Raw genomic sequence first — 23,498 nt, 5'->3', positions numbered from 1 at the left:
CATCATGAGCCACCCTATCCAACACGCCGTCGATCAGCTGCTCCTGGAGCAGGGTGAATACAGCCCCCTTGAACTTTTGCTGGCAGAGGGGCGTCTGGATTACAGCGATTATGAGGCTTGGCGCACCGCTGATATCCCACGACTGGAACAGGTGTTGTTCGGCGACCCGGAAAGGTTGGACGGCCTTCTGGCCGAGGCCCAGGAGTATGCAACTGCCCTGGGCCTGCAACCGGAAACCCTGCGCTACCACGCTTGGGGAGATAGCGGTGGATCCCCACTCAGCTTCAGCGACAACATCATCCGGGAGCAGCGCTTCCATACTGTATTTCGCAAGGCCAATGATCAGCCTCAGTTCGACCTGTTCATGGACGCCACAGCCACCAGTCTGGCCAATGGTATCGTCCTGGCGCTTATCGATCGCAACAACGAGGAAGCCCATCGCCTGCTCGATCAGTTGTATGAGGTGGATCCGGGGCATCCCCCGCTGGGAGCGTTGGAACGAATGGTTGAGGCAGGTGACCGGTTGATCGAACCGGTCGCAGACTGCGAGTGGGAACTCCGGTATCTGATGGATGAACTCCTGCCTCTAGCCGAAAGGGAGCTGGGGCGCGAAAGCCGCAATCTGCTGGTGCCTTATTGGCAGCGACTCACCGACGCCCTCGAGGACCTGGCCTTCGACCCCACCCGGCCGGAGCTGCATGCCAGCTACGCGGCGAGCCGTGCCTTTGACTGGGAAACGGTACGCCGGGCAACTCAGGAGGATCCCGGCTGGCCACAACAAGCCCTGCTGCTGCGCCGCCACGCCCATGCCTGCGGACGCCTGCACAACCTGCTGGAGTCCCTGCAAAGCTGGATCCGGCTATGCTGGTCTTCTCCTCATGAGGCGGCAGCGATCGCCACCGAGGCAGATACGGACTTGCAACAGATGTGGCGGCTTTTTCTGACCCTGGACCCGGAACTGACCGCAGAGGATTTCCCTGCCTGGTTGTTATTGATCCGCCCCGGCCTGGCGCGGCAACTCCCGCCCCCCGAAGGCGACGAACTCTATCCTCCGTCCTATGTGCGGGTCTATCACATGCTGCGAGAGGATCAACCGTCTCAAAACACCCCGGGCGCAACCGAGATAGAGCGACGCGGCGAGCTGAAGCAGTTGAATCCGGCACTCTTTATCCATTATATGCGGGCCAGAACAGCCCTCTGAAGCACCAGGGCAGAGCCGACCCAGTGCTAATGGCGTTTCTCCGGCTAAAAGCACCTCAGCCAATCCTCTTATAACCAATCGAGTCTGACCCCATCGATTGCCGCCACGATGAGCACACCCACTAAGGCCGGAGGTATATCTTCCCTTCCTCTACTCGCGGGGCGCACCTGCCTGCCAATACCTCCAGTAACGCTTCTCCAGCAATCAACTTGCGCCAGCCATCAAGGATCGCCAGGTTCCGTTCTCCAAGAATCAGCCTTTCGATGTCACCTTGTGACGCCAGGGCCGATGGCGTGATGCCTTCCCTCGCCGCCAACAGACGCAGACTGCACATAAGGAGATCGGCCATCGCTTCCTGGTTGATGGAGAGCCGGGGAGAACGCCGTTTTTCCTCAGGCCACTGCTCCTTGGGGGTTTTACGGGCATCTGCAATCCTCTCCAGCAGCGTCTCGCCAAAACGCTTCACTGTCCCGCTTTCAAGACCGCGAATCCGTTCGAGTTGCCGGATCTTCTCAGGCATGCGCCGAGCCAATTCCAGCAGCACCTCGTCTTTGATAATCCAGCGACGGGGGCGGTCCGCCGCAATCGCCCGTTCTTCACGCCACGCTGATAATGCCTTCAACACGGCAAGTTGAATGCCTTTGAGACGCTGCCGTCCTTTGACCCGCTGCCAGGACTCATCTGGATCTACTGCATAGGTCGTGGGATCGGCCAAGCGTGCGAAGTCATCCTCCAACCATCGATCCCGCCCTTTCTCTTGTAGACTGGCGACCAGCTTCAGATAGACCTCGCCCAGGTAGATCACATCATCGAGCGCATAACGTAACTGCTCCTGCTCCAGGGGGCGTCGTGACCAGTCGGTTCGTGTATGGCCCTTCTCCAGGCTATGATCCAGCACCTGCTGCACCAGGGTACCGTAACCCACCTGATCGCCCAGACCCAGCAGGGTTGCCGCCAATTGGGTATCGAACAATGGCCCCGGCAGACTCTGCCGCAGTAGATAGAAGATCTCCAGGTCCTGGTGCCCGGAGTGAAAGATCTTCACTATTGCCGGATCGTAGAGGATATCCAGCAGCGGGGCGAGATCGTCAATTGCCAACGGATCTACAGATGCGGCCAGCTGCCCGTTGCTCACCTGCAAGAGACAGAGTTGGGGAAAATAGCTCTTCTCCCGCATGAATTCTGTATCCACCGCCAGCCACTCACTGCCACGCAGTTGGTCGCAAAGCGCGTTCAGTCCGGTAACGGAATCGACGTGGAACTCCTGCATGATCAGCAGCACTCCTGGAATGATAAAGCCGCGAGCATAACATGTTGCTGGTTCTACTGCGGTGTCCTCACGTGAGTATAAAACCATAACCCGGCATAACAACCCTTAACTTGATCGCACTCACCTTGTTGGCTGGGTCATCACGGCGGAGTAGTTAAAATAGCAGTTCTTATGTGTGGACAAATCCGCACATCCCTGCTTTTCCAACTCAAAAAATGAAACAACGAATTTCGCCAAATATGTAACGATAATGTTACCGTATCTCCCTCGAGGTCAGGCCCGCCCATAGTCCTTAAATAGGATCTGAACTACACAAACGCCCTATGATCACGCGAAAGCCGCCACTGGATTCCTCCCGTCTTCTGTTCGGTCCCGAGAACAGTGCAATCTGGCTGGTTGCCATCATCGGTCTGAGTCTTTCCTTTGCCGCCCAGCTACTGATGCAGCAACAGCTGGAAGCACACAAAATGCTGGACTTCGAATGGGTTGCTCACAACCGCACCCGAGCCTTAAGCCACGGAATAGATAACAGTATGCTCGCGGTTACGACTCTCCGGGATCACATCCTGGCATCGGACCGGGTGGATAGTGATGGATTCCGGATGTTCGCCGAATCGCTCCTGGACCGTTACCAGGGTATCCAGGCACTATTATGGGTACCACTGGTTAGAGGACCGGAAAGGAAAGCCTTCGAGGCATCCACTGCCCTTAGGCGGAACGAATACCAGCTGTTCGAGCGCGCCCGCACCAGCGACTTCAAGCTGGTCCCTCGTGGCGAAAGCGCTGAGTATTACCCGGTGCTCCATATGGCCCCGGAGCAGGGTAACGGGATTCGAGCCGGTTTCGATCTGGGCTCGGTCCCCAAGTTCGCAGAGGCTCTGTCACGTGCCCGTGAACAAGGGCAGGTGGCAACGAGCGGGCGCATCGCCTATCCGACGCCACAAGGCGGCATCGAGTACGGATTCATGGTAGCCAACCCAGTTTTCAGCGCAAGCGCCCCCGTACAGACGGCCGATCAGCGCAGAGCGAGTTTGTCAGGTTTCGTCGTGGGATTCTTCCAGTTTGGCAAATTGGCCAATGCCGCCATCTCGCTGCTTGAACCGCGCGGAGTGGAAATCTTGATGCTTGATGAGTCGGCGCCTATTGACGAGCGATTCCTGCATTTTTATTCCAGCCGCCTCTCTCCCAAAGACGTTGGGGCGGACGATTATGAAGGCTGGTGGAACAATCAGGAGGAGCCCAAGTTCGCTGAACGGGTTCAGGTAGCTGACCGGCAATTGGCGATCGTCTGTGGGCGCACAAATCTGTTCCGCAGTGCCGAGGCCTTTCAGGAAGGACCATGGATGGTGCTGATCGCCGGCTTGCTGTTCACTCTACTCATGTCTTTCTACCTGGCCAGAATTCGAGAGAACATTCGGCAACGCTCGGCCATGGAGCAGCGACTCATGGAGCGTGAAGAGTTGTTCCGACAAATGACAGAGACCGTGGACGAGGCATTCTGGGCCACGGCGGTGAACGGCATAGAGATACTCTATCTCAGCCCCGCCTATGAGAAGATTCTGGGGATTGTCAATGGTGGTAAACTTCCTCCTCTGCTGGACGCAGCTTACCCCGAAGACCGCCCGATGCTGACCGAAGCATTGCAGAACATCGGACGGGAAGGGAATGACGCCGAGATAATTCACCGGATACAACGTGCGGACGGAATGCTGCGTTGGGTGCGGACCCGGGGATTCGCAGTGCGCGATCCGGACGGCAGTATATACCGCTTAGTAGGCTTTATGGAGGACATCACCGAGCGCAAGCTGGCAGACAGAGCGTTGCGTGAGTCCGAGGCCAAGCTGCTTGATCTATTCCAGCAGTCGCCGGACATTATCATGACAGTGGATGTCCAAGGCAAGATTCTGCTCATGAACCGCTCCGTTCCTGCTCTGCCGGCAGAGCGGGCCGTTGGACGCAATTCCATGGCCCTGATGCCCCGGGAATTTCGCAAGTGGTTCCGCAAGGCATTGAAAACAGTTTTCCACAAAAGCACCACCCGGCAATTCCAGTATTCGGCAGACGACGGAACATACTGGGAAGGTCGCATCGTACCCATCTGCAGCGATGAAGGGCAGGTGACTGCTGCCATGGTAATCGCTGGCGACGTCACGGAAAAACGTAACCTGGAATCCCAGGCGCTGCGTAACGCACGCCTCGCTTCCATCGGTGTGCTGGCTGCCGGGGTGGCCCATGAGATCAACAACCCCAACAACGCGATACAGTTCAACGCTACTTTGGTCTCGCGAGCATGGCATGACATCACCCCGATTTTAAATGGATACTTCGAGGAAAACGGCGACTTTGCTCTCAGCGGACTGCCCTTCTCTGAGGTCCGAGACAACTTTCCGCACTTACTGTCGGAAATCACCATGAACTCGGACCGCATCCGCCGTATCGTACAAAATCTCAAACACATGTCTCGACAGGATACCGGTGAGTTGACCGAGAAAGTGGACATCCAACAGGTGCTGGAAGCAACAGTTATGATCCTGCACAATCAGATCCAGAAATTCACCGATGACTGTACCCTGGTAGTGCCGGATGGCCTACCCGCCGTACCGGGCAACTCCCAGCAGCTCGAGCAGGTATTTATCAACGTCTTGCTGAACGCACTGCAGGCCCTGCCGGATCGGACCAAAGGGGTGCATATCAGTGCTGACTTCGATGCAGATAATAGCGAGATATGGGTTGCTATACAGGATCAAGGTCGAGGCATTTCAGAACGGGATCTAGGCCAGCTGACAGAGCCCTTTTTCACCACCCGAACTGACGCAGGCGGCACCGGTTTGGGCCTATCGATATCCCGCTCCATCTTGGAGAAACACGGTGGTAGAATAGGCTTCAAGTCGGTACTGGGCAGCGGCACCACGGTGACCATCCGGGTCCCGACCATTCACAAGGCATGAGAGCGCATCATATGGTGCATGAATCGAACACCTCTTTCCCAGTGGTACTGGTAGACGATGAGTCTACGGTACTATTCAGCTCCCAGATGATTCTCGCCAGCGCTGGGATCAAGGAGGTGCTGACCGTAAAAGACAGCCGGGAGCTGATGCCGTTGCTGGCAGGTCAGGAGGTAGCCGGAGTGGTGCTGGACCTGTTCATGCCCTACCTATCTGGAACCCAACTGCTGCCGGAGATCGTCAGGGAGCATCCCGAACTCCCGGTAATCGTTATGACAGCGGCCCAGGAGGTGGAAACAGCGGTGGCCTGCATGAAGGAGGGGGCCTTCGACTATCTGGTCAAGCCAGTGGAGGAGAGCCGCTTCGTCTCGAGCGTCAAGCGGGCACTTGAGATGCGCACTCTGCGCAGACAGGTGAGCGTCCTCAAGCGTAGTCTGATGACAGACGAGTTGGAGCACGGAGAGTTATTTTCCAATATCGTCACCGTCAGCCGCAAGATGCGCTCCCTGTTCCAATACCTGGAGGCAATTGCCAGCTCTGGAGAACCCGTTCTCATCAACGGTGAGACCGGTTCAGGCAAGGAACTGTTAGCTGAGGCAATACATCGTCTGAGCGGTCGAACGGGAGCATTCGTCCCGGTAAATGTGGCGGGGCTGGACGACGCCCTGTTCTCCGACACTCTATTCGGGCACCGCAAAGGTGCTTTCTCAGGTGCTGATACAACACGCGAGGGAATGATTGCCCAAGCCGAAGGCGGCACCTTGTTTCTGGATGAGATCGGCGATCTGACGCTCGCTTCCCAGGTAAAGCTGCTGCGGCTACTGCAGGAGCGCCACTACTACCCATTGGGTTCGGACATGGCGAAGATGAGCAGTGCCCGGATCCTTTGCGCCACTCACCGCGATCTGAATGCCCGCATGGCCGAGGAGTCCTTCCGCTCCGACCTCTACTATCGCCTGTCCGTACATCAGGTGGATATTCCCCCATTACGGGAACGCAAGGAAGACATTCCGGTTCTGCTGGCCGTCTTCGCCGCTGAAGCGGCCGACTCATTGGGGAAGAAGTTCCCGGAGGCACCGCCGGAGTTACTGACTTTACTCACCAACTATCATTTTCCCGGCAACGTGCGAGAACTGCGATCGATGGTCTTCGATGCCGTGGCACGCCACAAATCCGGGCGGGTACTGGCGGTAAAAAGTTTCCGCAAGACCATCAAGACACAACAAGTCACTGCGGTGCCATCAAAGAAGAAGGCAACGGAGAAAACTGACTCGCAGGGAAGATTCCAGACCTTGAAGGAGGCGGAACAACTGCACATTGAGGAGGCATTGCAACGAGCCGGCGGCAACCAAGGCACTGCCGCCGCCTTGCTGGGCATCTCGCGACCAGCCCTCAACCGGCGCCTAGCGAGGATGCGGGGTGATTGAGCCTGAAATGCTTTTTACGCTAATTGGCAATCATTCCATCGTCATACCAATTGAGCTTGTCGCAGGCATCGGTGGAATATTGGTTTCGACACGAGACAAGGGATAAAGCAAATTAGATCAAGCTTACTAACGCTACAAAGGAAATCACTGCGAAAATAAACAGCACAGGCAGGATAAAAACATCCACTGGGAATTCTAAGCTTTTCATATTGTTTTCAGATGGCATTTGAAACTCCTAATTGTCGAATACACTTCTTTCATTCAGAAACGATTAACATATTTTGTATAGGTTTTACTAAGTTAAAGCACCCAGGCTAGCGTATGCGCTTTCTATCAGGCCCAAGTCTTTCTTCAGTTTCCTACGCATCGTTTTGCTATTTTGTCTTTCCAGTTTCTTGAGTAGTTTTTTCTTCTCCGCCTTGAGCTGCCGGAGAAAGAAATTCAACTCATCTTGACGCTTATGACACTGCTTGGAGGTTGAATCCAAGAGGCTGTCAAGCTCATTTATTAGCTTTTGATATTTCATTGACTTCTCCCCATTTCTATATTTCATTTTGTATTTGTAGCACCCAGAATTTTAATTTCCTCATCAGCAAACAACCCTGGAGTAAATGACATACCCATTACGGCCTCAAACTCGCTTTATCCCTGCTGACCGTTTTTTCAATGCATTGACTTAGATCTCAAGCAAAAAACGCACCACCCCATGCAATTTAAGATTACTGACCTAAAATCAATCAGATAGAATGAGAGGAAAGAGAGAGAAATAACTTTTTGGGGTGTAACAAAACGAGCATTTACAAGCAGATCAAGGCTGCACAAAGTTCATTTATCATTATTAATCAGTTGGTTATATATCTATCAAACACGCATGTATTGGGTGTAAATTTTTATTTCGTTACACCCCCCGCCGAAACAGACCTGCTCTTCCTTTTCCGTTCACTGGTCCGCAGTTGGTCACAAAGCGCGTTCAGTCCGGTAAAGGAATCGACGTGGAACTCCTGCATAATCAGCAGCACTCCTGGAATGATAAAGTCGCGAGCATAACATGTTGCTGACTCTACTACGGTGTCCTCACGCGAGTATAAAACCATAACCCTTATCTTGATCGCGCTCACCTTGTTGGCGAAGTCATCGCGGTACGTTACTGATTCACCATGACATCAGCAAAAAAACAGACCATTTCCGAAACCAAACTGTAAGTATCTCCGTATAACAACGACTAACGGACAGAAAACAAAATACAAAAGATTTTCGTTACCGTTTTTTACCCAGGAGAAACACGATGAAACTCACCACACGCAAAAAGACACTAAATGCCATTCTCTCCGGCTGTCTGGCCACAGTTGCCCTGAGCAGCGCACCCCTGTTTGCCGCCAATCCCTGCGGAGCCAGGAACCCCTGCGCCGCCAAGCAGGCGATGAAGATACACAATCCCTGCAATCCCTGTGCGGCAAAAAACCCTTGTGGTGCAAAGAATCCATGTGCCGCCAAGAATCCCTGTGCTGCGAAAAATCCCTGCGGGGCTGGAAAAGTGACCCGACCAGCCGACTACAAGCCTTACCGAGGCAACAGTGCGGCCCTTGCAGCCGAAGGAAGCAAGCTGTTCAAGGACACCCGCCTGAGCACCAATGGCATGTCGTGTAATACCTGCCACAATAATAACGCCTCTTACCAGGCTACCTTCGCTGAGCCCTACCCTCACTATGTACGCATGGCCGATGACCAGCAGAAGCTGAAATCCGTCCATGCCGACGAGATGGTGCAGCTCTGCATGATGGGTCCCATGAATGCCAAAGCATTGGCCTGGGACTCAAGAGAGCTGGCCGCCCTCACCGGCTATGTTCTGGCACAGCAGAAGAGCTTCACCAAGACCCACAAGATGGGCGCAATGAATCCTTGTGCCGCCAAGAACCCATGTGGCGCAAAAAATCCCTGTGCCGCCAAGAATCCTTGTGGGGCAAAAAACCCTTGTGCCGCCAAGAATCCATGTGGGGCGAAAAACCCTTGCGCGCCAAGAAATCCTTGCTCTGCAAAGATGCACTAACGTGTCATGCGGTGGGCGCTCCAGCCAGCCGCCCATTCACACAATGGCTCTGAACTCAAGCTTCGGAGTTCGTGGTAATGTTTGGCATGGGATGTGACGAACGTAGGTTGCGCTGTGCGCACCATGATTGCTGAAGACGCTCAAATTCCGAGGGGGAATCTGATTTGATGCAGCTGCCTGTACTGTCAACGTCGCTGGTCATCGTGGTTCCGCTCTTATTCACCACCGAGCCACGCCTCACACTGCTGCTCCTGATTGGCGTCGCCCTCGGCATCACCCTGCAACATGCCGCCTTCGGTTTTACCAGCGCCTACCGGCGTTTTATACTTTACCGTGATACCGCCGCATTAAATGCCCAACTGATCATGCTAGCAGTCGCCACGCTGCTGTTCGCGCCGATTCTAAGCAGTGGCACTGTTTTTGGGCATGGCGTGGCAGGTGCTGTGGCTCCAGCAGGCCTACAGGTTGCTGCAGGTGCCTTTCTGTTCGGTATCGGCATGCAACTCGGCGACGGCTGCGGCTCAGGCACCCTCTACAAGGCAGGCGGTGGCGCACCGCGAATGCTGATCACCCTCATCGCCTTTTGTGCAGGATCCTTCTGGGCAAGTCTTCACATGGGATGGTGGCAACAGCTTCCATCGCTACAGACCCAATCGCTCGCCGAACCCTTGGGATACCCTACTGCGGTCTCAATCCAGTTAGCGTTTTTCGCCCTGCTTGCCCTGCTGCTACGTCGCTGGCGCAGCCGACAGAAACCCGCTACCACCCCACCGCAGAGAGGCTGGCAGCGTTTGTTATCAGGCCCTTGGCCTCTGGTCATGGGTGCCCTGCTGCTCGCGCTGCTCAATTTCGCAACCCTGCTGACAGCTGGCCATCCCTGGACTATTACCTGGGCCTTTACCCTGTGGGGTGCCAAGGCGGCAGTCCTTCTCGGCTGGGATCCGTCCAGTGCACCATTCTGGAGTGGGGCTTTTCAGCAGTCGGCGCTACAGGCCGACATCCTGCAGGATGTCACCTCGGTGATGAATATCGGCATCCTGCTCGGGGCATTGGCCGCCGCCGGACTGGGAGGCCGATTCTCGCCCTCATTCCGCATCCCCCTGCGTTCGCTTGCTGCCGCCATCATTGGTGGTCTTTTGATGGGTTATGGTGCCCGCATCGCCTATGGTTGCAATATTGGCGCTTTTTTCTCGGGCATCGCTTCCCTTAGCCTGCACGGCTGGCTCTGGATCGCCTGCGCCCTGCTCGGCAGCGCACTGGGCGTACGCTGGCGACCCCGTCTTGGACTTTCAAACTGATGAGCAGCAGAAACAAGTGAACAGTAAAATTTCCGATATTCCGTTACCCACCCTATCTCCGCCGAATCCCGCTCAACTCCCATGCGGAGAAATCGCGGAGATGCTGACAGCAGGAACAGAGGTACGTGCCAGTATGCGGGCACTGGAGCGGGTCGGGCTCAACCTGGTAGGCGAAGTGTTGAAAGACCAGGGCGATTTTATCGAACTGGAACACTATCCAAAAGATGATGTCTTTGACGACGAGACCCACAGCCAGTACTACTATCATACCCATCGTGACGATGCGGATGAGCATGGTCACTTCCATACTTTTCTGCGGGCCGGTGGCATGCCTGAAGGCGCCAAACCGCTGGACTACCCCCTGGCCAGTGAACCCTGGCCACAGGGAGATGATGCAATCGGCCATCTGGTTGGCATCTCCATGGATGCCTGGGGTCGGCCTATCGGGCTGTTTGCCGCCAATCGCTGGGTGACGGGTGAAACCTGGTATCCTGCTGAGACCATGATCGAAATGTTGCCCCGTTTCGCCATCGAGCACGCCTGGCCCTCCTGGCCGGTGAACCGCTGGATCAGCGCCGTGGTCAGGCTGTTCCAACCGCATATCCTCGCCCTGCTCACCCACCGCGACAGTGTGATTTCCGCCTGGCAGCAGGCCCACCCTGGGATGGATGTGTTTGAAGATCGTAACCTGGAGCTGACGGGGTATCTGCCCATCTCTGTGGATGAGTGGATGGCGTTGCTGGAACAGGCTTCATCGTGAGCCGTCACCGGATCAAATTTCAGTTTGCCTGCGGGTTTGTGTTTTCGATGCTGATCTCGACGGCGATGGCTGACAACGATCCCAGCGCATCCATCAATACCTTCCTTTCCCGCCACTGGCAACGCCCGCTGCAACATCAGGGCGAGGCACCGGCCTCCTTCCCGGCCCTGGAGACCTCACTGGACCCCAAGGCCTGCGGGACCTGCCATCCACAGCAGTTCCAGGATTGGCAGGGAAGCCTGCACGCCCATGCAATGGGTCCCGGTCTGCTGGGTCAACTCATGGACATGAACCCCGTCAGCAGAGCAGAACATCAGGCCTGTCTGCATTGTCACGCGCCCCTGGCTGAGCAGGCCGATGAAGTGATTACATGGCTCTCCGGTGAAAAAACCGGCAGCAGCAATCTCCTGGACGTGACTATTCCCAATGACCCGCTCTATGATCAGGGATTGATCTGCGCCGGCTGTCATCTGCGCAATTTTCAAGTCCACGGCCCACACAGAAACAAGGCACTTCCCCCCTCCCCGCCACTGGCTGAAAACGCCCATCAACCCCACAATGGATGGCAACCCCAGGATGCCTTTGAGAGTTCCCGCTTCTGTGCAGCCTGCCACCAGTTCGATACAGACGGTTACGCACTGAACGGCAAACTGCTCGAAAACACCTTCGAGGAGTGGAAGGGAAGCCCACAGGCGAAGGCGGGAAAAAGTTGCCAGTCCTGCCACATGCCAGACCGCCGTCATCTGTGGCGAGGCATACACGACAAGGCAACTGTGCTGTCGGGCGTCAGGATCTCGCTGGACGGGGTAGAGACAAACAACGACAGGATCAGCGGCATCCTGTCACTGACCAGCACGGAGGTGGGTCACCAGTTCCCAACCTATGTCACCCCTCGCGTGGTGTTGGAGGCGATACAACTGGATAGTCTCAATCAACAGATTCCCGGAACCCGGCAGGAGCAGATTGTCGCCAGGCAGGTGAGCCTCGACCTAAGTCGGGAACTGTTCGATACCCGCCTCGCACCCGGAGAGACCGCCCGCCTGAATTATCAGGCCCCCCGCCATCCTGAAACCCAATCCATCCTCTTCCGAATCCAGGTCGAGCCAGATACTTTCTACCGGGACTTCTATCGGGCCACCCTGAACAGCGGATCGAGTGATAAAGGCGCCGAAACCCTGCGTCTCGCACTACAGAATGCCGAGGCATCGGTCTATACTCTGTTTCGCAGAGAGATACCGCTGGAGTTGAACAGTGAGCCATAATCGTTGACTGGAAGTCTGTCGACCCGACTATGGATCTCGTCCAATCCAATGCACATTTTTCCTCTTATCCTGACTTGAAGATTCATTTGAGAACAGCCAGGTTGTTGAGCGTTTATAGAATAAACCATTCAAGGGAAGCGCATGTCCATATCGGAACCCGAACGCTGGCTTGAGGAACATAGCTCCGCGCTCTATGCGTTTGCATTCCTGCATGTACGCGACGGGCATCGGGCTGAGGATTTGGTGCAGGAGACCCTGCTGGCGGCTCTCAAAGCCCGCAAACGTTTTCAGGGCAACGCCTCTCTCCGAACCTGGCTCACCGGCATCCTCAAGCACAAGATCATGGACGAATTCCGGCGACAGTCCCGCGAGGCACCCACCCCGAATTCTCCCGAGGATGCGTGGGATGCGGCTGAAGCGAGACGGGTTGCCGAGAATTTCACCGATAGTGGCCGCTGGAGTCAGCCACTCACAAACTGGGGGGACACGGAGCAGGATTTTTCCCGCGATCAGTTCTGGTCACTGATCGAGCAGTGTTTGGCTGCACTCTCCCCCCGTATGGCACGACTCTTTGTTTTGCGCGAATTATGGGAAATGGAGACCGAAGAGGTGTGTAAGGAAATGGCTATCACACCGACCAACCTCTGGACAACACTGCATCGAGCCCGATTGGGTATGCGACAGTGCCTGGAAAAAAACCTGTGTGCCTGATGTGAGGTCTCTGCACAATGCTTACCTGTAAAGACGCGAGCCGCCTGATCTCCGAGGGGCAGGATCGAAAACTCAGTCAGAGGGAAAAGATAGGCCTGCGCCTTCATCTGTGGATGTGCGACAGTTGCCGTCTCTTCGAAAAACAGGTGGCTCATCTGCGCCAAGCCTTGCGCCGGGGATGGTCAGGTGGCGATCTACCCACGGACAAGCAGTTGTCCGAGGAGGCCCATGAGCGTATCCGCAAAGTCCTTAAAGAATACTCAAACGAAGACAGCAACTCATCTACTTGAAACAGGCTGTCATAACCATCCGCAGAATCAATGGTGATGGATATCCGTATGCTGGAAGTATTTACGCAAAGAAAAGAGATCGCTCTTCTCAATCAGCCTCGGCACAAGAAAAAACAGGAAGACAACTGCGACACCCGCAATCAGGCTGATAACACCCCCTTCCACCACCACGGCGCCAAAGGTAACGTAAAGATAGGTCAGCGGCAGCATGCCAAGATAGGTGGCAATACTGAATTTTGCCAATGACATCTTGGTCAATCCGGCACCATAACTGACGATATCAAAGGAGATCATAGGCATCAGCCGGGAGAAAAAAACAATTTTCGTCAGCAACCTGTCGGAACAGAGTGTACAGAAATTGATGTGGCCACTTATCAGGCCCTCTATCAAATCACGTCCCAAAAAGCGGGCAATAAGAAAACTGACCATCGCTCCCAACAACGCGCCGATAGACGCGTACAGGGTTCCGGCAATTGGGCCAAAAACAGTACCGGCAGCGATATCCAACGGCAAACTGGGAATTGGACTTATCACCACAGCGGAGGCCATCACACCAATGAACAATACTGGCGCCATTGGTCCTGCGTCATTCAGCCACTGACTGATCCTGTCAGGCTGCAGAAAATCGCTGATCTCAAAATAGGACTCAACCCAATAGAGCAACGCAAAAACAACCAGGACGAGGCCAATCTTAAGTATGAATTCAGGCTTTTTCATTAATCCAATTCAGCATAAAAATTCCAAGATTCAAAAACGGAGCCACGGCTTCATTCCGACGAAAAGTAGATATCACCGTACCAGGCTGTCGCTTTTGCACCAGTATTATCTGTATCCGTCATGAGTGCTATCAGGTCGATCTGATGAACATCCTGACCGAACAGCTGTTTAAAATCCTCCTTCAGGTTGCGTCGCTCCGATTTCCACAGCAACACATCCGATACGCCTGAGTGTACAGCAACCATCATTGATTGATCGGTATAGGCGCTGGGCCAGACACTGCCTTCTGCCTGACTGCTCGACCAGACATAGGTGATTGAGCGGGTACGCCAGGGAGCCCAACCACCCTCCTTCACTACATAGATCCTTGCAGGATAATCATCGCCTTGCCGGCTACGTTCATTTGGACTGTCCAACACACCAGCCACCCGCCAACGCCAATTGAGGTACGGCGTCTTGTCCAGATTGATAGAGATCTTCTTCACCAGCCCGGATGCGGACCCCACGCTTACCGCCTTTACCACCTGCTTGCCGTTTTCTTCGATCAGTTGATAACTCGTATGACCTTTAAAATCGTGCCCCTCCCATCCGGCCAGGCCATCAATATTGATATGCTCAACAATAGGCGACGCTGCATGAAGGATGGAAGAACCGCTCAGCAGACAGACCAGCAAAAAAGTTTTCATATTGACGTCCAGTAGTCCTTTCTATCTTGAAACAGGTATTCCACCGAGTTCACTGTAAGACAAATATTAGAGCGCATACCATTTACCCGATCTAATTAAATACACACCTAACAGCATACGACTTGGTCGCACGAGAGCGCTTTTTCCTTACTCGGCCGATACTACGAATTACACTCGTGGCAGGAAAAGCTCTTCTCTAACAGACGGAACATGATCCGCCCTGCCAAGCACAGCCCAAAATATTAGCCTGTAAGCATTTTTCTTTATCGTCGACTAAGAGGAACCACAATTTACCTGGCACACATGGAGAAAAAAAGTGGAAATCACACCCCGAACGTTGTTTGCTTTTGCGATCCTCACCCTCGTAGGCGTCTTTTTCGCCATAGGATCTCTGACCGGCATCCTTTCACCCGCGCTTCTTATCTCTCTCTTCTTGCTTGGTATTTCTCTGATGGCCGCCAAAAAGGTCGCGGGGTGGGTAAAGAACAGAAAAGTTTATGCGAAATGGCAGAAGCCCTCCACATTTGATCGTAACCTGGTGGTGATTGGGGCGGGATCAGCCGGACTGGTGACCGCCTATATCGCGGCTGCGATAAAGGCAAAGGTCACGCTTATCGAAAAACATAAGATGGGTGGTGACTGCCTGAACACCGGGTGTGTGCCCTCCAAGGCGTTGATCCGCTCGGCCAAGCTACTCTCCCACATGTCTCGTTCCAAAGAGTTTGGTATCCGTGAGGCCCATGCTGACTTCGACTTTGCCGAAGTAATGGAGCGGGTTCAACGTGTGATAAAAAGAGTCGAACCCCATGACTCAGTGGATCGGTATAGCGAACTCGGCGTGGATGTGATTCAGGGCGAGGCGAAGATCGCCTCACCCTGGACAGTAGAAATCAAAACGGCAGAGGGCATGCAAACCCTTACAACCCGCAACATCGTCATCGCCACCGGAGCCAGACCCTTTGTGCCGCAGATTCCGGGACTCGCGGGGATTGGCTATCTCACCTCCGACAATATCTGGGATCTGCGAATACGCCCAAGGCGTCTGCTTGTTCTGGGTGGAGGCCCTATCGGATCGGAGATGGCGCAGACTTTCTCCCGCCTGGGTTCACAAATCACTCAGGTGGAAAGACGGCCCCGGCTTCTGATACGCGAAGACCCGGAGGTGTCGGAGATGGTCATCCAGCGCTTCCGTTCCGAAGGTATCAATGTGCTGCTGGAACACAAGGCAAAACAGTTCCTGATTGAAAACGACGAAAAAGTCCTGATCGTGGATGATCTGCAAAACGAGGGAGTGGAAGTGCGCATCCCCTTCGATGCTGTGTTGGTGGCGGTAGGCCGTGCAGCCAACCTGAAGGGCTTCGGCTTGGAAGAGTTGGAAATCCCCGCCGGTCGCACCATTGAGACCAATAAGTTCATGCAAACGGTCTACCCGAACATCTACGCCGCAGGCGACGTGGCTGGCCCCTTTCAATTCACCCACACCGCCGCTCACCAGGCGTGGTACGTGGCAGTCAATTCCCTGTTCGATCCCTTCAAAAAGTTTCAGGCAGACTACTCGGTTATCCCCTGGGCCACCTTCGTCGACCCGGAGGTAGCACGGGTGGGTTTAAATGAGCTCGAAGCAAAGGAGCGCAATATTCCCTACGAAGTGACGGTATATGGAATCGACGATCTAGACCGGGCTATCGCCGACGGGGAGGCTCACGGCATGATCAAAGTGCTCACTGTGCCGAAGAAGGACAAGATTCTCGGCGTCACCATCGTAGGTGAGCACGCAGGAGACCTGCTTGCCGAGTATGTGGTGGCCATGCGCCATGGCATCGGCCTCAACAAGATCCTGGACACCATCCACATCTACCCAACCCTGGCTGAAGCCAACAAGTATGTTGCCGGAAACTGGAAACGTGCCCACGCACCCGCAGGTCTATTGCGCTGGAGCGAGCGTTTTCATTCATGGCGGCGTGGAATAAAAACAAAGGAGACACGAGTAAGCAAGACACTTCCTCCTGTTGGAGAGAAATACAGTCGTTAGATTTTTATGTGTAGTAGTGAAGACTTAATTTGGCAAAGAGTGTCAGATACTGAATTACTGCAAGCGACACTAAACTGACATCCGCCTCACATTCAGATCATATGTCGGAATATTTTACACCCTCTAAGCTGGGCAGATGCGCCTAAACGCCGGTTCCGCGCATATATCGACCCAAAACAAGCCATTTTCAGGCTGATTTCGGGCTGATTTCGGGCTGATTTCGGGCTGATATGCGAATTCTTGACCCTTTATCTAACCTCAGGTCCGCAGGGGGTGTCGGATAATCTTACAGTCATGAAATACCTAACAATTTAAGCAAGCATTAACCCTATGAAATATAAGTGTAAATTTAGTCTGGCACTAAATATGCCTTTTTATTGGGGAGGGAGGCGCTTGATTCTTAGAGATATTGGGTCAAGACGACCTGAGTTTTACAGACTGGAAAGTAATCAATTTCAGAGGTCTCGAAATGAAACAGTCTCTTTTTCAAACTCTATTGATGTCATGTCTGTTGGTATCAGCAGGCAATGCTGTGGCGCTAGGTTTGGCAACGCCGAGCGATGATCCATATACGTACTGGGCTTGGGCGGATGCAGGCGATGCAACTGATGAACCTGCGGATGGCGTTCAACACGCTCATGCAATCGAGCCAGGGAGATCAGAAATGCTGGTCGATCCTTATAGTCTGCACGGATATGGCTTGAATGATGGGACAAGCTCTTCTATCGCGGTGGATGGGGCATTTAAAGACCAGATCTATTTTGAAACAGCAGATTCTTCTCCAGCTTATCTTTCATTCGAATTCAATTTAGACATTACCGTTAGTGCTACCGGAACAGGTGAGCCTGGAGGAGTATATTTCGTCCCACGTTTTGTCGTAGATAATCGTTTTTTTGTACTCGGACTTGGTGAAACACCATCTAGTATTGAAGATTCATACTTTGAAGTGGGGTCTTACCATGAGACGGTCACTTACTCCACAAATGGAAATATGGTGCAGGAGATGGTAGATAGTGGCACCTATCTACCCATTGACATTGCAGCATTTACAATTGTCTTGCCAAACACTGAGATGGACTGGCTGGATTCCATGACGTTAGACGCTGTCCGGGCATTCGACGCAACGGGGAATGAATTAAGTCCTGATCAGTTTATAGCGACCAGTGATGCGCTTGCTTCAGTCCCAGAACCCTCCACACTTGCTCTCATGAGTTTTGGCCTGATTGGTATTGGCATTGCCAGTCGTAAAAAACAATAAGTATTACCATAAGAAGCCAAGCTATAACTTGCCCTGCTTCGTGCAGGGCTTTTTGTTTTTAGACATAAGTCTGGGGACGGGTTAATTTGCTTGGAACGAAATCACCTAAATGACAGGTTCTGGTCGATAGCTGCTCTTCGCAGAAAGCGTTAGTGAACGGCACCTCTGGCCGAAAGCAGCATTTTGACCGAGTTTAAAGGAATATGTAGGTGATATTTCCTATACTCAAATAAAAATCCAATCTCCCAGGTGATGAGGATGGTACGACATATCTTGGTTATAACGCTTACCTGTCTGCTGATGATAGGCCAGCCTGCCGCGGAACAGAGTATCAATCAGGCCATGAGGCAGATCGAAGAGGCCATACACCTGACCCCGGATATCGACAACGGGCGAGAAGTCTACCGGATATGTGCTGTCTGCCATATGCCGGAGGGCTTGGGCACTGAGGATGGATATTATCCTCAGATAGCCGGACAACATTCTACGGTAATCATCAAGCAGCTCGCGGATATCTTGGCCCGCAACAGGGACACCCCCACCATGTTTCCCTTCACTATTCTGGAGAACCTGCAGCCGCAGGAGTTCGCCAACGTGGCGGCCTATCTGGCAGGCCTGCCGATGACGCGCGATAACGGCCTCGGCCCCGGGACGGACCTGGAGCACGGCAAGAGGCTGTATGAAGAGAACTGCATAGATTGTCATGGAGAAAATGGGGAGGGAACCAATAACGACTACATGCCCCTGATCCAGGGACAGCATTACAACTATCTTGTACGCCAGTTCGAATGGATTCGAACAGGGAAACGACGTAACGCAGATGAGAAGATGGTGGAGCAGATTCAGGGATTCACAGACCGCAATATCTCGGCCATCATGGACTACACGTCACGACTGAAACCAACGTCTGGGCGGCTGGCAGCGCCCGGTTGGCGGAATCCGGATTTTCCCGATTTCTTTCGTGTGGAATCACCGAAGTAGGCGATTCACATTCAAATCTGACAGACCCATCGAGGCGAACTATCAGCAATACAATGGCATTTTAAACAGCAGGAGATTAAAGGTAAATCTTAGTGGCACCGATCCGCCGATTCTTAGCTGACCTGGAAGAAGCAGCATCCATTTATTCTGATCGGAGTACTCGCTGGAAACGTTCGTCTAATTCTTTTTGCTGTTTTGGTTCCGCACCTGGCATACATAGCCAGTCTAGTTCCATATGCTCTAACTGTTCGGTGCTATTCACTGTTTGCTGGCCCAGTCCAGATTTATTCATCTGTTCAAGCTGGTATTGCATACGTATCGCTTTATCATCAGCAGGGCTTTCCTTTCCCATCGCAATTTCCAACTGAATACAAAGCAGTCTGCGTTCTGCCCCGATTGCAACTCGATCAACAACCGTCTGAGCTGAATTTCGACGCTTTTCTATACGGCTGGACAATGCTGAGTCATGAAGGTCAATGGAATCCCATTGTTGCGATATTCCCTGAAGTTGTTCGTCTGAGGGCGATTCTCCCAAGGCCTCCAGTTGAGCGCAAAGATTAGCTTTCAGTCGGAGTGCATCTATCTGCTTGGCGCGCATACTATTAACAATTCGAGAATGACATTCTTCGAACTGATCGCAAGCTTTGCTATATTCACGTTGAATACCTTCTGCCAGCTTTTCAGGGAGTTGCCCGGGTGATTGAGGCCGATTCGATTTAGGAAGCTGTAATTCAGGCAGATCGGCGTATTTAGCTTGCAGAATAGTAAATAACTGATCAGCCTCCCCTAGATTATTAGCTGTTCTGGCCAGTGTTTTAATATCCTTAATAATGTCCTTGTAGGCATTGACCTGTTGGTCTGTTTTATCTCTTTTCCCCTGGCGAAGTTCCTGTACTTTGCTGTAGACAATATCACACTGTTTTTTGAACTCAGTCCACGCCTTTTGGTCTTGATTACGCTTAGTGATACCGATCTGCTTCCATCTTATTTGCAGTGTTTTTAATTGCGCCAGATTTTCCTCTTTGACGGCTGCTTCAGCAAGCACCTCAGTTTGCTTAATCAGATCATGCTTCAACCTTATATTAGCCTCATAAGCAACGTCAAGTTTTGCAAACACATCGCCCTTAAACTTTGAAAATTGCTTCCATTGTTTTTGGCCTTCATTTCGTTCAACATCTTTTATGTTGGTAAAGTTCTTACTAATACTGCGTACAGAAGACTGTACAGCCTTATAGTCAGGATTGTTGTCCCAATCGGTTCCTTCGAGTAGTTTTTGCATCTGTTCAACATACTGTTGTCGTTGTTCGAGATGAGTTTTACGAATCTTGTGTCGTTCATTAAAAAACTCTGCACAGGGTTGATAAACTTTATCAGTTGCATGTTTAAACCTTGGCCAATACTGCTCTGATATGTCCGAGTGCCCGAGTTTTTTCCACTGTTGCTGGAGATTCTTTATCTCGATTGAGAGCTTGTCGGGGTGCTGTTTGGAGGTGCCAAGAAGCTCAATCTTTTCACAAAGCTCTATATACTTTGGTTCTGTCGCGAAATTCTTCCAATCATCCATATCACCCAATGCTTTCCTGGCTTCTTCAAATCGCTCTTCGAGGGCCAAACGATCTTTCCCTTCAAAATGATGGAGTCCTTTTTCGACTCTTTCACAGAACTGCTTTGCTCTCGCAAGATTGCCAGTGCGGGAAAATCGAAAGATAGAACTGATTTTCTTATGCAAAAGATCAAGTTTTTGCTCCCGTTCGGCTGCAGACTTCTTCTGTGTTTTTCGCCAGTCTGTCAGCTGTGCTTGTAATTCAGTCGCCACTTGTAGCTCACCATACGCAGAAAGCCATTTATGATTTTTTAAAGCGGCACTCAATTTCTGACTATTTTCGGCTAACTTGTTAGCGGCTCTGGTTTGCCCGGATACATCAGATTCATCTGACTCTGTAATACTCTCATCCTTCAATATGTTGGTGGCCTGAAGCACCAACTGAGTCGCAGATTGTAATGCACTGAGCAGTTTGTCGTATCGATCATGTATTACAAAAGCTGGCCTGGCTTTCACGGCTAATTGTTGCCAGTTAGAGCTGAATTGATCTAATCTGTTTAGCGTTTTGGGTAGTGACTCTATTGAGCTGGTGAGATCCCTGCTCGCTACGTTTTCGAGAAAAGCTTTGATTTCTTGAACCAATTGTTGCTGAGACTGGTGAGTCTGTTCAAGAGTGCTTTGTTCTTCAAATCGAGAATCAACAATCTTACGCGCAGTTTGATATCGCTGATTCGAATCTGGATCTATTTCGAAATCAAGGTTATCCCAGTGCTTTCGGTGAACCAGTAGTTTAGCTTTGAACTCGGGCCGCCAATCTCGACTGGCGAGATACTCTATTTCTTCAGACAGCTTTTCTACAGTCGTTAAATTCTTGACATGCTGTCGCTCTTGTCTTCTGAATTCATCTATTTTTTCCTTAAGAATGCGTTCGGCATTCTTGTCTTTTCCGCGCAGAATCTTCCTGGCGGACTCGAGCGCTTCGATATTTTTTAGTTTTTCTGCAACCAGTTGCCGGGAGTCAGTAAAAATGGTTAGACCAAGTACTTCAAGAAGTTGCTTTGTGGACAAGCTTTGTATGGCTTCAGATCGAACTGAAGAGATGTCTGCATGGGCTGCAATGCGCAATTTCAATTCTGGATAGCGATTTAGCAAGTCGCTATATTGATCTTTATTAAGAGAACATCTTGTACTCATTAAATCATTAACCCTTTTCTCAGCTTCTACACAAACTGAGTGATTGGAATGCTTTATCGATATTTCGTGCAATGCAGCGGCAGACGTTAACTTCTGGATAGCCGCAATACAAATTGAAACATCCTCATCATCTGTGGCCAGCTGAGTAAGTATCTTCTGTTTCTCTGAACTTGCGCTATCCATTTCAGAAATGGCTTTCAAGCGTTTCTGAATTGAGCTGCTTTTCCAGGCGGGTTTAAAAAGATCGGCTAACATATTTTTCCATCTGATTGTTTTTAGCAGGAGTATTTCCCATGTATGCTCATTCTAGCTCCTGTTTGATCTGGTTGTTCCATATTTCTGGAATCGTGCAAGGTACTTTTTTCCGCACAGCCCTTGGGTGACCCTGCCATTCAGCTCTGGCCAAAATCAGACACTACCTGTCAGATCAATCACCCCCGGATACACATCACGCATTCACAACTGACAGCAGGCTATCCACAATGTCGTCCATTTCTTCCCGTTGCGGGTGCATCTTGTTGTAGACCCGCAATCCAAATATGCCGGTCATCAGCAACTGTGCCAGCGTGGACGGATCCTTTCCTGAGGCAAGCTCACCCCGCTCAAGCGCTTCAGTCAGCACTTGGCAGAAGCGCTTTTCAACGTACTCAAGCGCTTCTATTACCCGTTGGTTTATCTCTGCATCCTCCGCAGGGACTTCCAGCAGGGTGTTTACCAACAGGCAGCCCTTTCCCTCAGGGTCAGCAGCTGTCTCATCAAGAAGATGTTCAAAAAAAAGACGAATCCTGACCAATGGTGGCTCATCGCTGTTCAACACGGCGTCAACGAACCGTTTCAGTTCTCCAGCGTAGTAATCAAGAGAATACAAAAAGAGACTGCGTTTGTTATCAAAAGCGCCATACAGACTGCCCGGTTGCAAACGGGTCGCTTCGGTAAGATCCCGCACCGAGGTATTGTGATAACCCCGGCGCCAGAACAGCAGCATTGCATCCTGTAACGCTGTTTCACGATCAAACTCGATAGGTCTTGCCATATCTCTAACCAAATTCTCTGAAATTACTTATATGCTAGCGTTACTTGAACGGTCGTTCAATAACAACTATGGTTATTGAACGATCACTCAATTACCAAAAAGGAGCTTCTCATGCCGATTTTTCCTGTCCATTCCCGAGAATCAGCCCCAGATGCGGCACACCCGACTCTGGATGCAGTCACCAGTCTGTTCGGTTTTCTTCCCAACCTGCTTGGCGTAATGGCGACCTCTCCAGTGCTTGCAGAGGCCTATGTCGCTCTATCCGGTATCTTCGAGAAGAGCGGCCTGAATGCTGCAGAGAGGCAAGTGGTGTTATTGACGGTGAGCCGCTTCCACGAATGTCATTATTGCATGGCCGCCCACTCCCTGGCCGCTGATATGGAGCAGGTACCCACAGATGTGGTTGAGGCCATCCGTAGCGATCATCCGATCACCGATCCAAAACTGGAGGCGCTACGGGTTTACGTCAATCGTCTGATAGAAAAACGCGGCTGGATCGAGGAGACAGAGATGGCTGAATTTCTCGCTGCCGGTTTTGAACCCTCTCATGCCCTCGATGTGCTGGTCGGCGTGGGACAGAAAACCCTCAGCAACTTCACCAACCATCTCGCCAAAACCCCGCTCGATAGTGCCTTCGAACAACACACCTGGGCACCTGCAGAATAAAACCGACGTAAGGAACAGCCTATTCAAGCGACCAATCGCAAATAGAGGAAAAAGCCAGCGAGAAACATCACGCGGGTGAAACACACTCTAACTGGAGCCTTTCAGCCTACACTTGGTTAAAGCAGGCAAGTACAGACTTGGCAGGAGGGCGGTAGCACGATGAGGAAGGCGTGAAAA

19 protein-coding genes are annotated in these 23,498 nt (G+C 52.2%); 13 read left to right on the top strand and 6 right to left on the bottom strand.

The genetic code is table 11. The features are described 5' to 3' along the window. Positions 1–4 precede the first annotated feature (4 nt). On the top strand, positions 5–1,201 hold the full coding sequence (locus HPY30_16445) for a hypothetical protein (protein ID QYZ67428.1): 1,197 nt from the start codon (positions 5–7) through the stop codon (positions 1,199–1,201). Positions 1,202–1,322: 121 nt separating this feature from the next. Here the strand turns inward: HPY30_16445 and rnd are convergent, their stop codons facing one another. Continuing rightward, positions 1,323–2,471 (bottom strand): ribonuclease D, encoded by a 1,149-nt coding sequence (gene rnd / locus HPY30_16440; GenBank protein QYZ67427.1) that lies wholly within the window; start codon positions 2,469–2,471, stop codon positions 1,323–1,325. A 323-nt stretch (positions 2,472–2,794) separates the two neighbouring features. Between rnd and HPY30_16435 the strand changes: the two genes are divergently transcribed. After that, positions 2,795–5,419, top strand: coding sequence for a PAS domain S-box protein (locus tag HPY30_16435; GenBank protein QYZ67426.1), 2,625 nt, complete (start codon positions 2,795–2,797; stop codon positions 5,417–5,419). Positions 5,420–5,430: 11 nt separating this feature from the next. Next, positions 5,431–6,843: a sigma-54-dependent Fis family transcriptional regulator gene (locus HPY30_16430; GenBank protein ID QYZ68101.1), complete on the top strand. Its 1,413-nt coding sequence runs from the start codon at positions 5,431–5,433 to the stop codon at positions 6,841–6,843. Between the two features lie 295 nt (positions 6,844–7,138). Here HPY30_16430 and HPY30_16425 read toward each other — a convergent pair whose 3' ends face one another. Continuing rightward, positions 7,139–7,369, bottom strand: a complete 231-nt coding sequence (locus HPY30_16425) for a hypothetical protein (GenBank protein QYZ67425.1) — start codon at positions 7,367–7,369, stop codon at positions 7,139–7,141. Between the two features lie 894 nt (positions 7,370–8,263). Between HPY30_16425 and HPY30_16420 the strand changes: the two genes are divergently transcribed. The 6 genes from HPY30_16420 (at position 8,264) to HPY30_16395 (ending at position 13,211) form a co-directional block, all read left to right on the top strand. After that, positions 8,264–8,890 carry a cytochrome C peroxidase gene (locus HPY30_16420; protein QYZ68100.1) on the top strand — a complete coding sequence of 209 codons (627 nt, stop codon included), beginning with the start codon at positions 8,264–8,266 and terminating at the stop codon, positions 8,888–8,890. Positions 8,891–9,057: 167 nt separating this feature from the next. After that, positions 9,058–10,188, top strand: a complete 1,131-nt coding sequence (locus HPY30_16415; protein QYZ67424.1) for a YeeE/YedE family protein — start codon at positions 9,058–9,060, stop codon at positions 10,186–10,188. Positions 10,189–10,288: 100 nt separating this feature from the next. Beyond that, positions 10,289–10,948: a hypothetical protein gene (locus HPY30_16410; GenBank protein ID QYZ67423.1), complete on the top strand. Its 660-nt coding sequence runs from the start codon at positions 10,289–10,291 to the stop codon at positions 10,946–10,948. 47 nt (positions 10,949–10,995) lie between these two features. Next, positions 10,996–12,210: a hypothetical protein gene (locus HPY30_16405; GenBank protein QYZ67422.1), complete on the top strand. Its 1,215-nt coding sequence runs from the start codon at positions 10,996–10,998 to the stop codon at positions 12,208–12,210. 141 nt (positions 12,211–12,351) lie between these two features. Next, positions 12,352–12,921: a sigma-70 family RNA polymerase sigma factor gene (locus HPY30_16400; GenBank protein ID QYZ67421.1), complete on the top strand. Its 570-nt coding sequence runs from the start codon at positions 12,352–12,354 to the stop codon at positions 12,919–12,921. A 17-nt stretch (positions 12,922–12,938) separates the two neighbouring features. Continuing rightward, positions 12,939–13,211 (top strand): zf-HC2 domain-containing protein, encoded by a 273-nt coding sequence (locus tag HPY30_16395; GenBank protein QYZ67420.1) that lies wholly within the window; start codon positions 12,939–12,941, stop codon positions 13,209–13,211. Positions 13,212–13,238: 27 nt separating this feature from the next. Here HPY30_16395 and HPY30_16390 read toward each other — a convergent pair whose 3' ends face one another. Together HPY30_16390 and HPY30_16385 are read right to left on the bottom strand one after the other, a co-directional pair. Then, the gene (locus HPY30_16390) at positions 13,239–13,928 is read right to left on the bottom strand and encodes a TVP38/TMEM64 family protein (protein ID QYZ67419.1); all 690 of its coding nucleotides are present in this window, start codon (positions 13,926–13,928) and stop codon (positions 13,239–13,241) included. Positions 13,929–13,978: 50 nt separating this feature from the next. Continuing rightward, positions 13,979–14,614, bottom strand: a complete 636-nt coding sequence (locus HPY30_16385; protein ID QYZ67418.1) for a DUF3047 domain-containing protein — start codon at positions 14,612–14,614, stop codon at positions 13,979–13,981. A gap of 451 nt (positions 14,615–15,065) precedes the next feature. On the opposite strand from HPY30_16385, the gene HPY30_16380 reads away from it, so the two are divergent. The 3 genes from HPY30_16380 (at position 15,066) to HPY30_16370 (ending at position 18,885) form a co-directional block, all read left to right on the top strand. Continuing rightward, positions 15,066–16,646 (top strand): FAD-dependent oxidoreductase, encoded by a 1,581-nt coding sequence (locus HPY30_16380; protein ID QYZ68099.1) that lies wholly within the window; start codon positions 15,066–15,068, stop codon positions 16,644–16,646. Positions 16,647–17,115: 469 nt separating this feature from the next. After that, positions 17,116–17,904 (top strand): PEP-CTERM sorting domain-containing protein, encoded by a 789-nt coding sequence (locus HPY30_16375; protein QYZ67417.1) that lies wholly within the window; start codon positions 17,116–17,118, stop codon positions 17,902–17,904. A 258-nt stretch (positions 17,905–18,162) separates the two neighbouring features. Beyond that, on the top strand, positions 18,163–18,885 hold the full coding sequence (locus tag HPY30_16370; protein ID QYZ67416.1) for a c-type cytochrome: 723 nt from the start codon (positions 18,163–18,165) through the stop codon (positions 18,883–18,885). A gap of 142 nt (positions 18,886–19,027) precedes the next feature. Here HPY30_16370 and HPY30_16365 read toward each other — a convergent pair whose 3' ends face one another. Both HPY30_16365 and HPY30_16360 read right to left on the bottom strand, forming a co-directional pair. Further along, entirely contained in the window at positions 19,028–21,877 is a 2,850-nt protein-coding gene (locus tag HPY30_16365) for a DUF349 domain-containing protein (GenBank protein ID QYZ67415.1), read from the bottom strand. Between the two features lie 193 nt (positions 21,878–22,070). After that, positions 22,071–22,655 carry a TetR/AcrR family transcriptional regulator gene (locus HPY30_16360; protein ID QYZ67414.1) on the bottom strand — a complete coding sequence of 195 codons (585 nt, stop codon included), beginning with the start codon at positions 22,653–22,655 and terminating at the stop codon, positions 22,071–22,073. A gap of 111 nt (positions 22,656–22,766) precedes the next feature. Between HPY30_16360 and HPY30_16355 the strand changes: the two genes are divergently transcribed. Continuing rightward, complete coding sequence (locus HPY30_16355) at positions 22,767–23,321, top strand: carboxymuconolactone decarboxylase family protein (protein ID QYZ67413.1); 555 nt, start codon at positions 22,767–22,769, stop codon at positions 23,319–23,321. Positions 23,322–23,498 lie beyond the last annotated feature (177 nt).

This window comes from Gammaproteobacteria bacterium (ex Lamellibrachia satsuma) (assembly GCA_019623805.1).
In the GTDB taxonomy this organism is placed as follows: domain Bacteria; phylum Pseudomonadota; class Gammaproteobacteria; order Chromatiales; family Chromatiaceae; genus QGON01.
This window is presented reverse-complemented; position numbering and strand designations above follow the sequence as displayed.

Excerpts from the sequence above, each read along its gene's own strand:
- HPY30_16435 (QYZ67426.1), top strand. The coding sequence starts at position 2,795 with ATGATCACGCGAAAGCCGCCACTGGATTCCTCCCGTCTTCTGTTCGGT.
- HPY30_16400 (QYZ67421.1), top strand. The coding sequence starts at position 12,352 with ATGTCCATATCGGAACCCGAACGCTGGCTTGAGGAACATAGCTCCGCG.
- HPY30_16445 (QYZ67428.1), top strand. The coding sequence starts at position 5 with ATGAGCCACCCTATCCAACACGCCGTCGATCAGCTGCTCCTGGAGCAG.
- HPY30_16390 (QYZ67419.1), bottom strand. The coding sequence starts at position 13,928 with ATGAAAAAGCCTGAATTCATACTTAAGATTGGCCTCGTCCTGGTTGTT.
- HPY30_16385 (QYZ67418.1), bottom strand. The coding sequence starts at position 14,614 with ATGAAAACTTTTTTGCTGGTCTGTCTGCTGAGCGGTTCTTCCATCCTT.
- HPY30_16420 (QYZ68100.1), top strand. The coding sequence starts at position 8,264 with ATGAAGATACACAATCCCTGCAATCCCTGTGCGGCAAAAAACCCTTGT.
- HPY30_16370 (QYZ67416.1), top strand. The coding sequence starts at position 18,163 with ATGGTACGACATATCTTGGTTATAACGCTTACCTGTCTGCTGATGATA.
- HPY30_16395 (QYZ67420.1), top strand. The coding sequence starts at position 12,939 with ATGCTTACCTGTAAAGACGCGAGCCGCCTGATCTCCGAGGGGCAGGAT.
- HPY30_16410 (QYZ67423.1), top strand. The coding sequence starts at position 10,289 with ATGCTGACAGCAGGAACAGAGGTACGTGCCAGTATGCGGGCACTGGAG.
- HPY30_16375 (QYZ67417.1), top strand. The coding sequence starts at position 17,116 with ATGAAACAGTCTCTTTTTCAAACTCTATTGATGTCATGTCTGTTGGTA.
- HPY30_16405 (QYZ67422.1), top strand. The coding sequence starts at position 10,996 with ATGCTGATCTCGACGGCGATGGCTGACAACGATCCCAGCGCATCCATC.
- HPY30_16355 (QYZ67413.1), top strand. The coding sequence starts at position 22,767 with ATGCCGATTTTTCCTGTCCATTCCCGAGAATCAGCCCCAGATGCGGCA.
- HPY30_16425 (QYZ67425.1), bottom strand. The coding sequence starts at position 7,369 with ATGAAATATCAAAAGCTAATAAATGAGCTTGACAGCCTCTTGGATTCA.
- HPY30_16415 (QYZ67424.1), top strand. The coding sequence starts at position 9,058 with ATGCAGCTGCCTGTACTGTCAACGTCGCTGGTCATCGTGGTTCCGCTC.
- HPY30_16360 (QYZ67414.1), bottom strand. The coding sequence starts at position 22,655 with ATGGCAAGACCTATCGAGTTTGATCGTGAAACAGCGTTACAGGATGCA.
- HPY30_16430 (QYZ68101.1), top strand. The coding sequence starts at position 5,431 with ATGGTGCATGAATCGAACACCTCTTTCCCAGTGGTACTGGTAGACGAT.
- rnd (QYZ67427.1), bottom strand. The coding sequence starts at position 2,471 with ATGCAGGAGTTCCACGTCGATTCCGTTACCGGACTGAACGCGCTTTGC.
- HPY30_16380 (QYZ68099.1), top strand. The coding sequence starts at position 15,066 with ATGGCCGCCAAAAAGGTCGCGGGGTGGGTAAAGAACAGAAAAGTTTAT.
- HPY30_16365 (QYZ67415.1), bottom strand. The coding sequence starts at position 21,877 with ATGTTAGCCGATCTTTTTAAACCCGCCTGGAAAAGCAGCTCAATTCAG.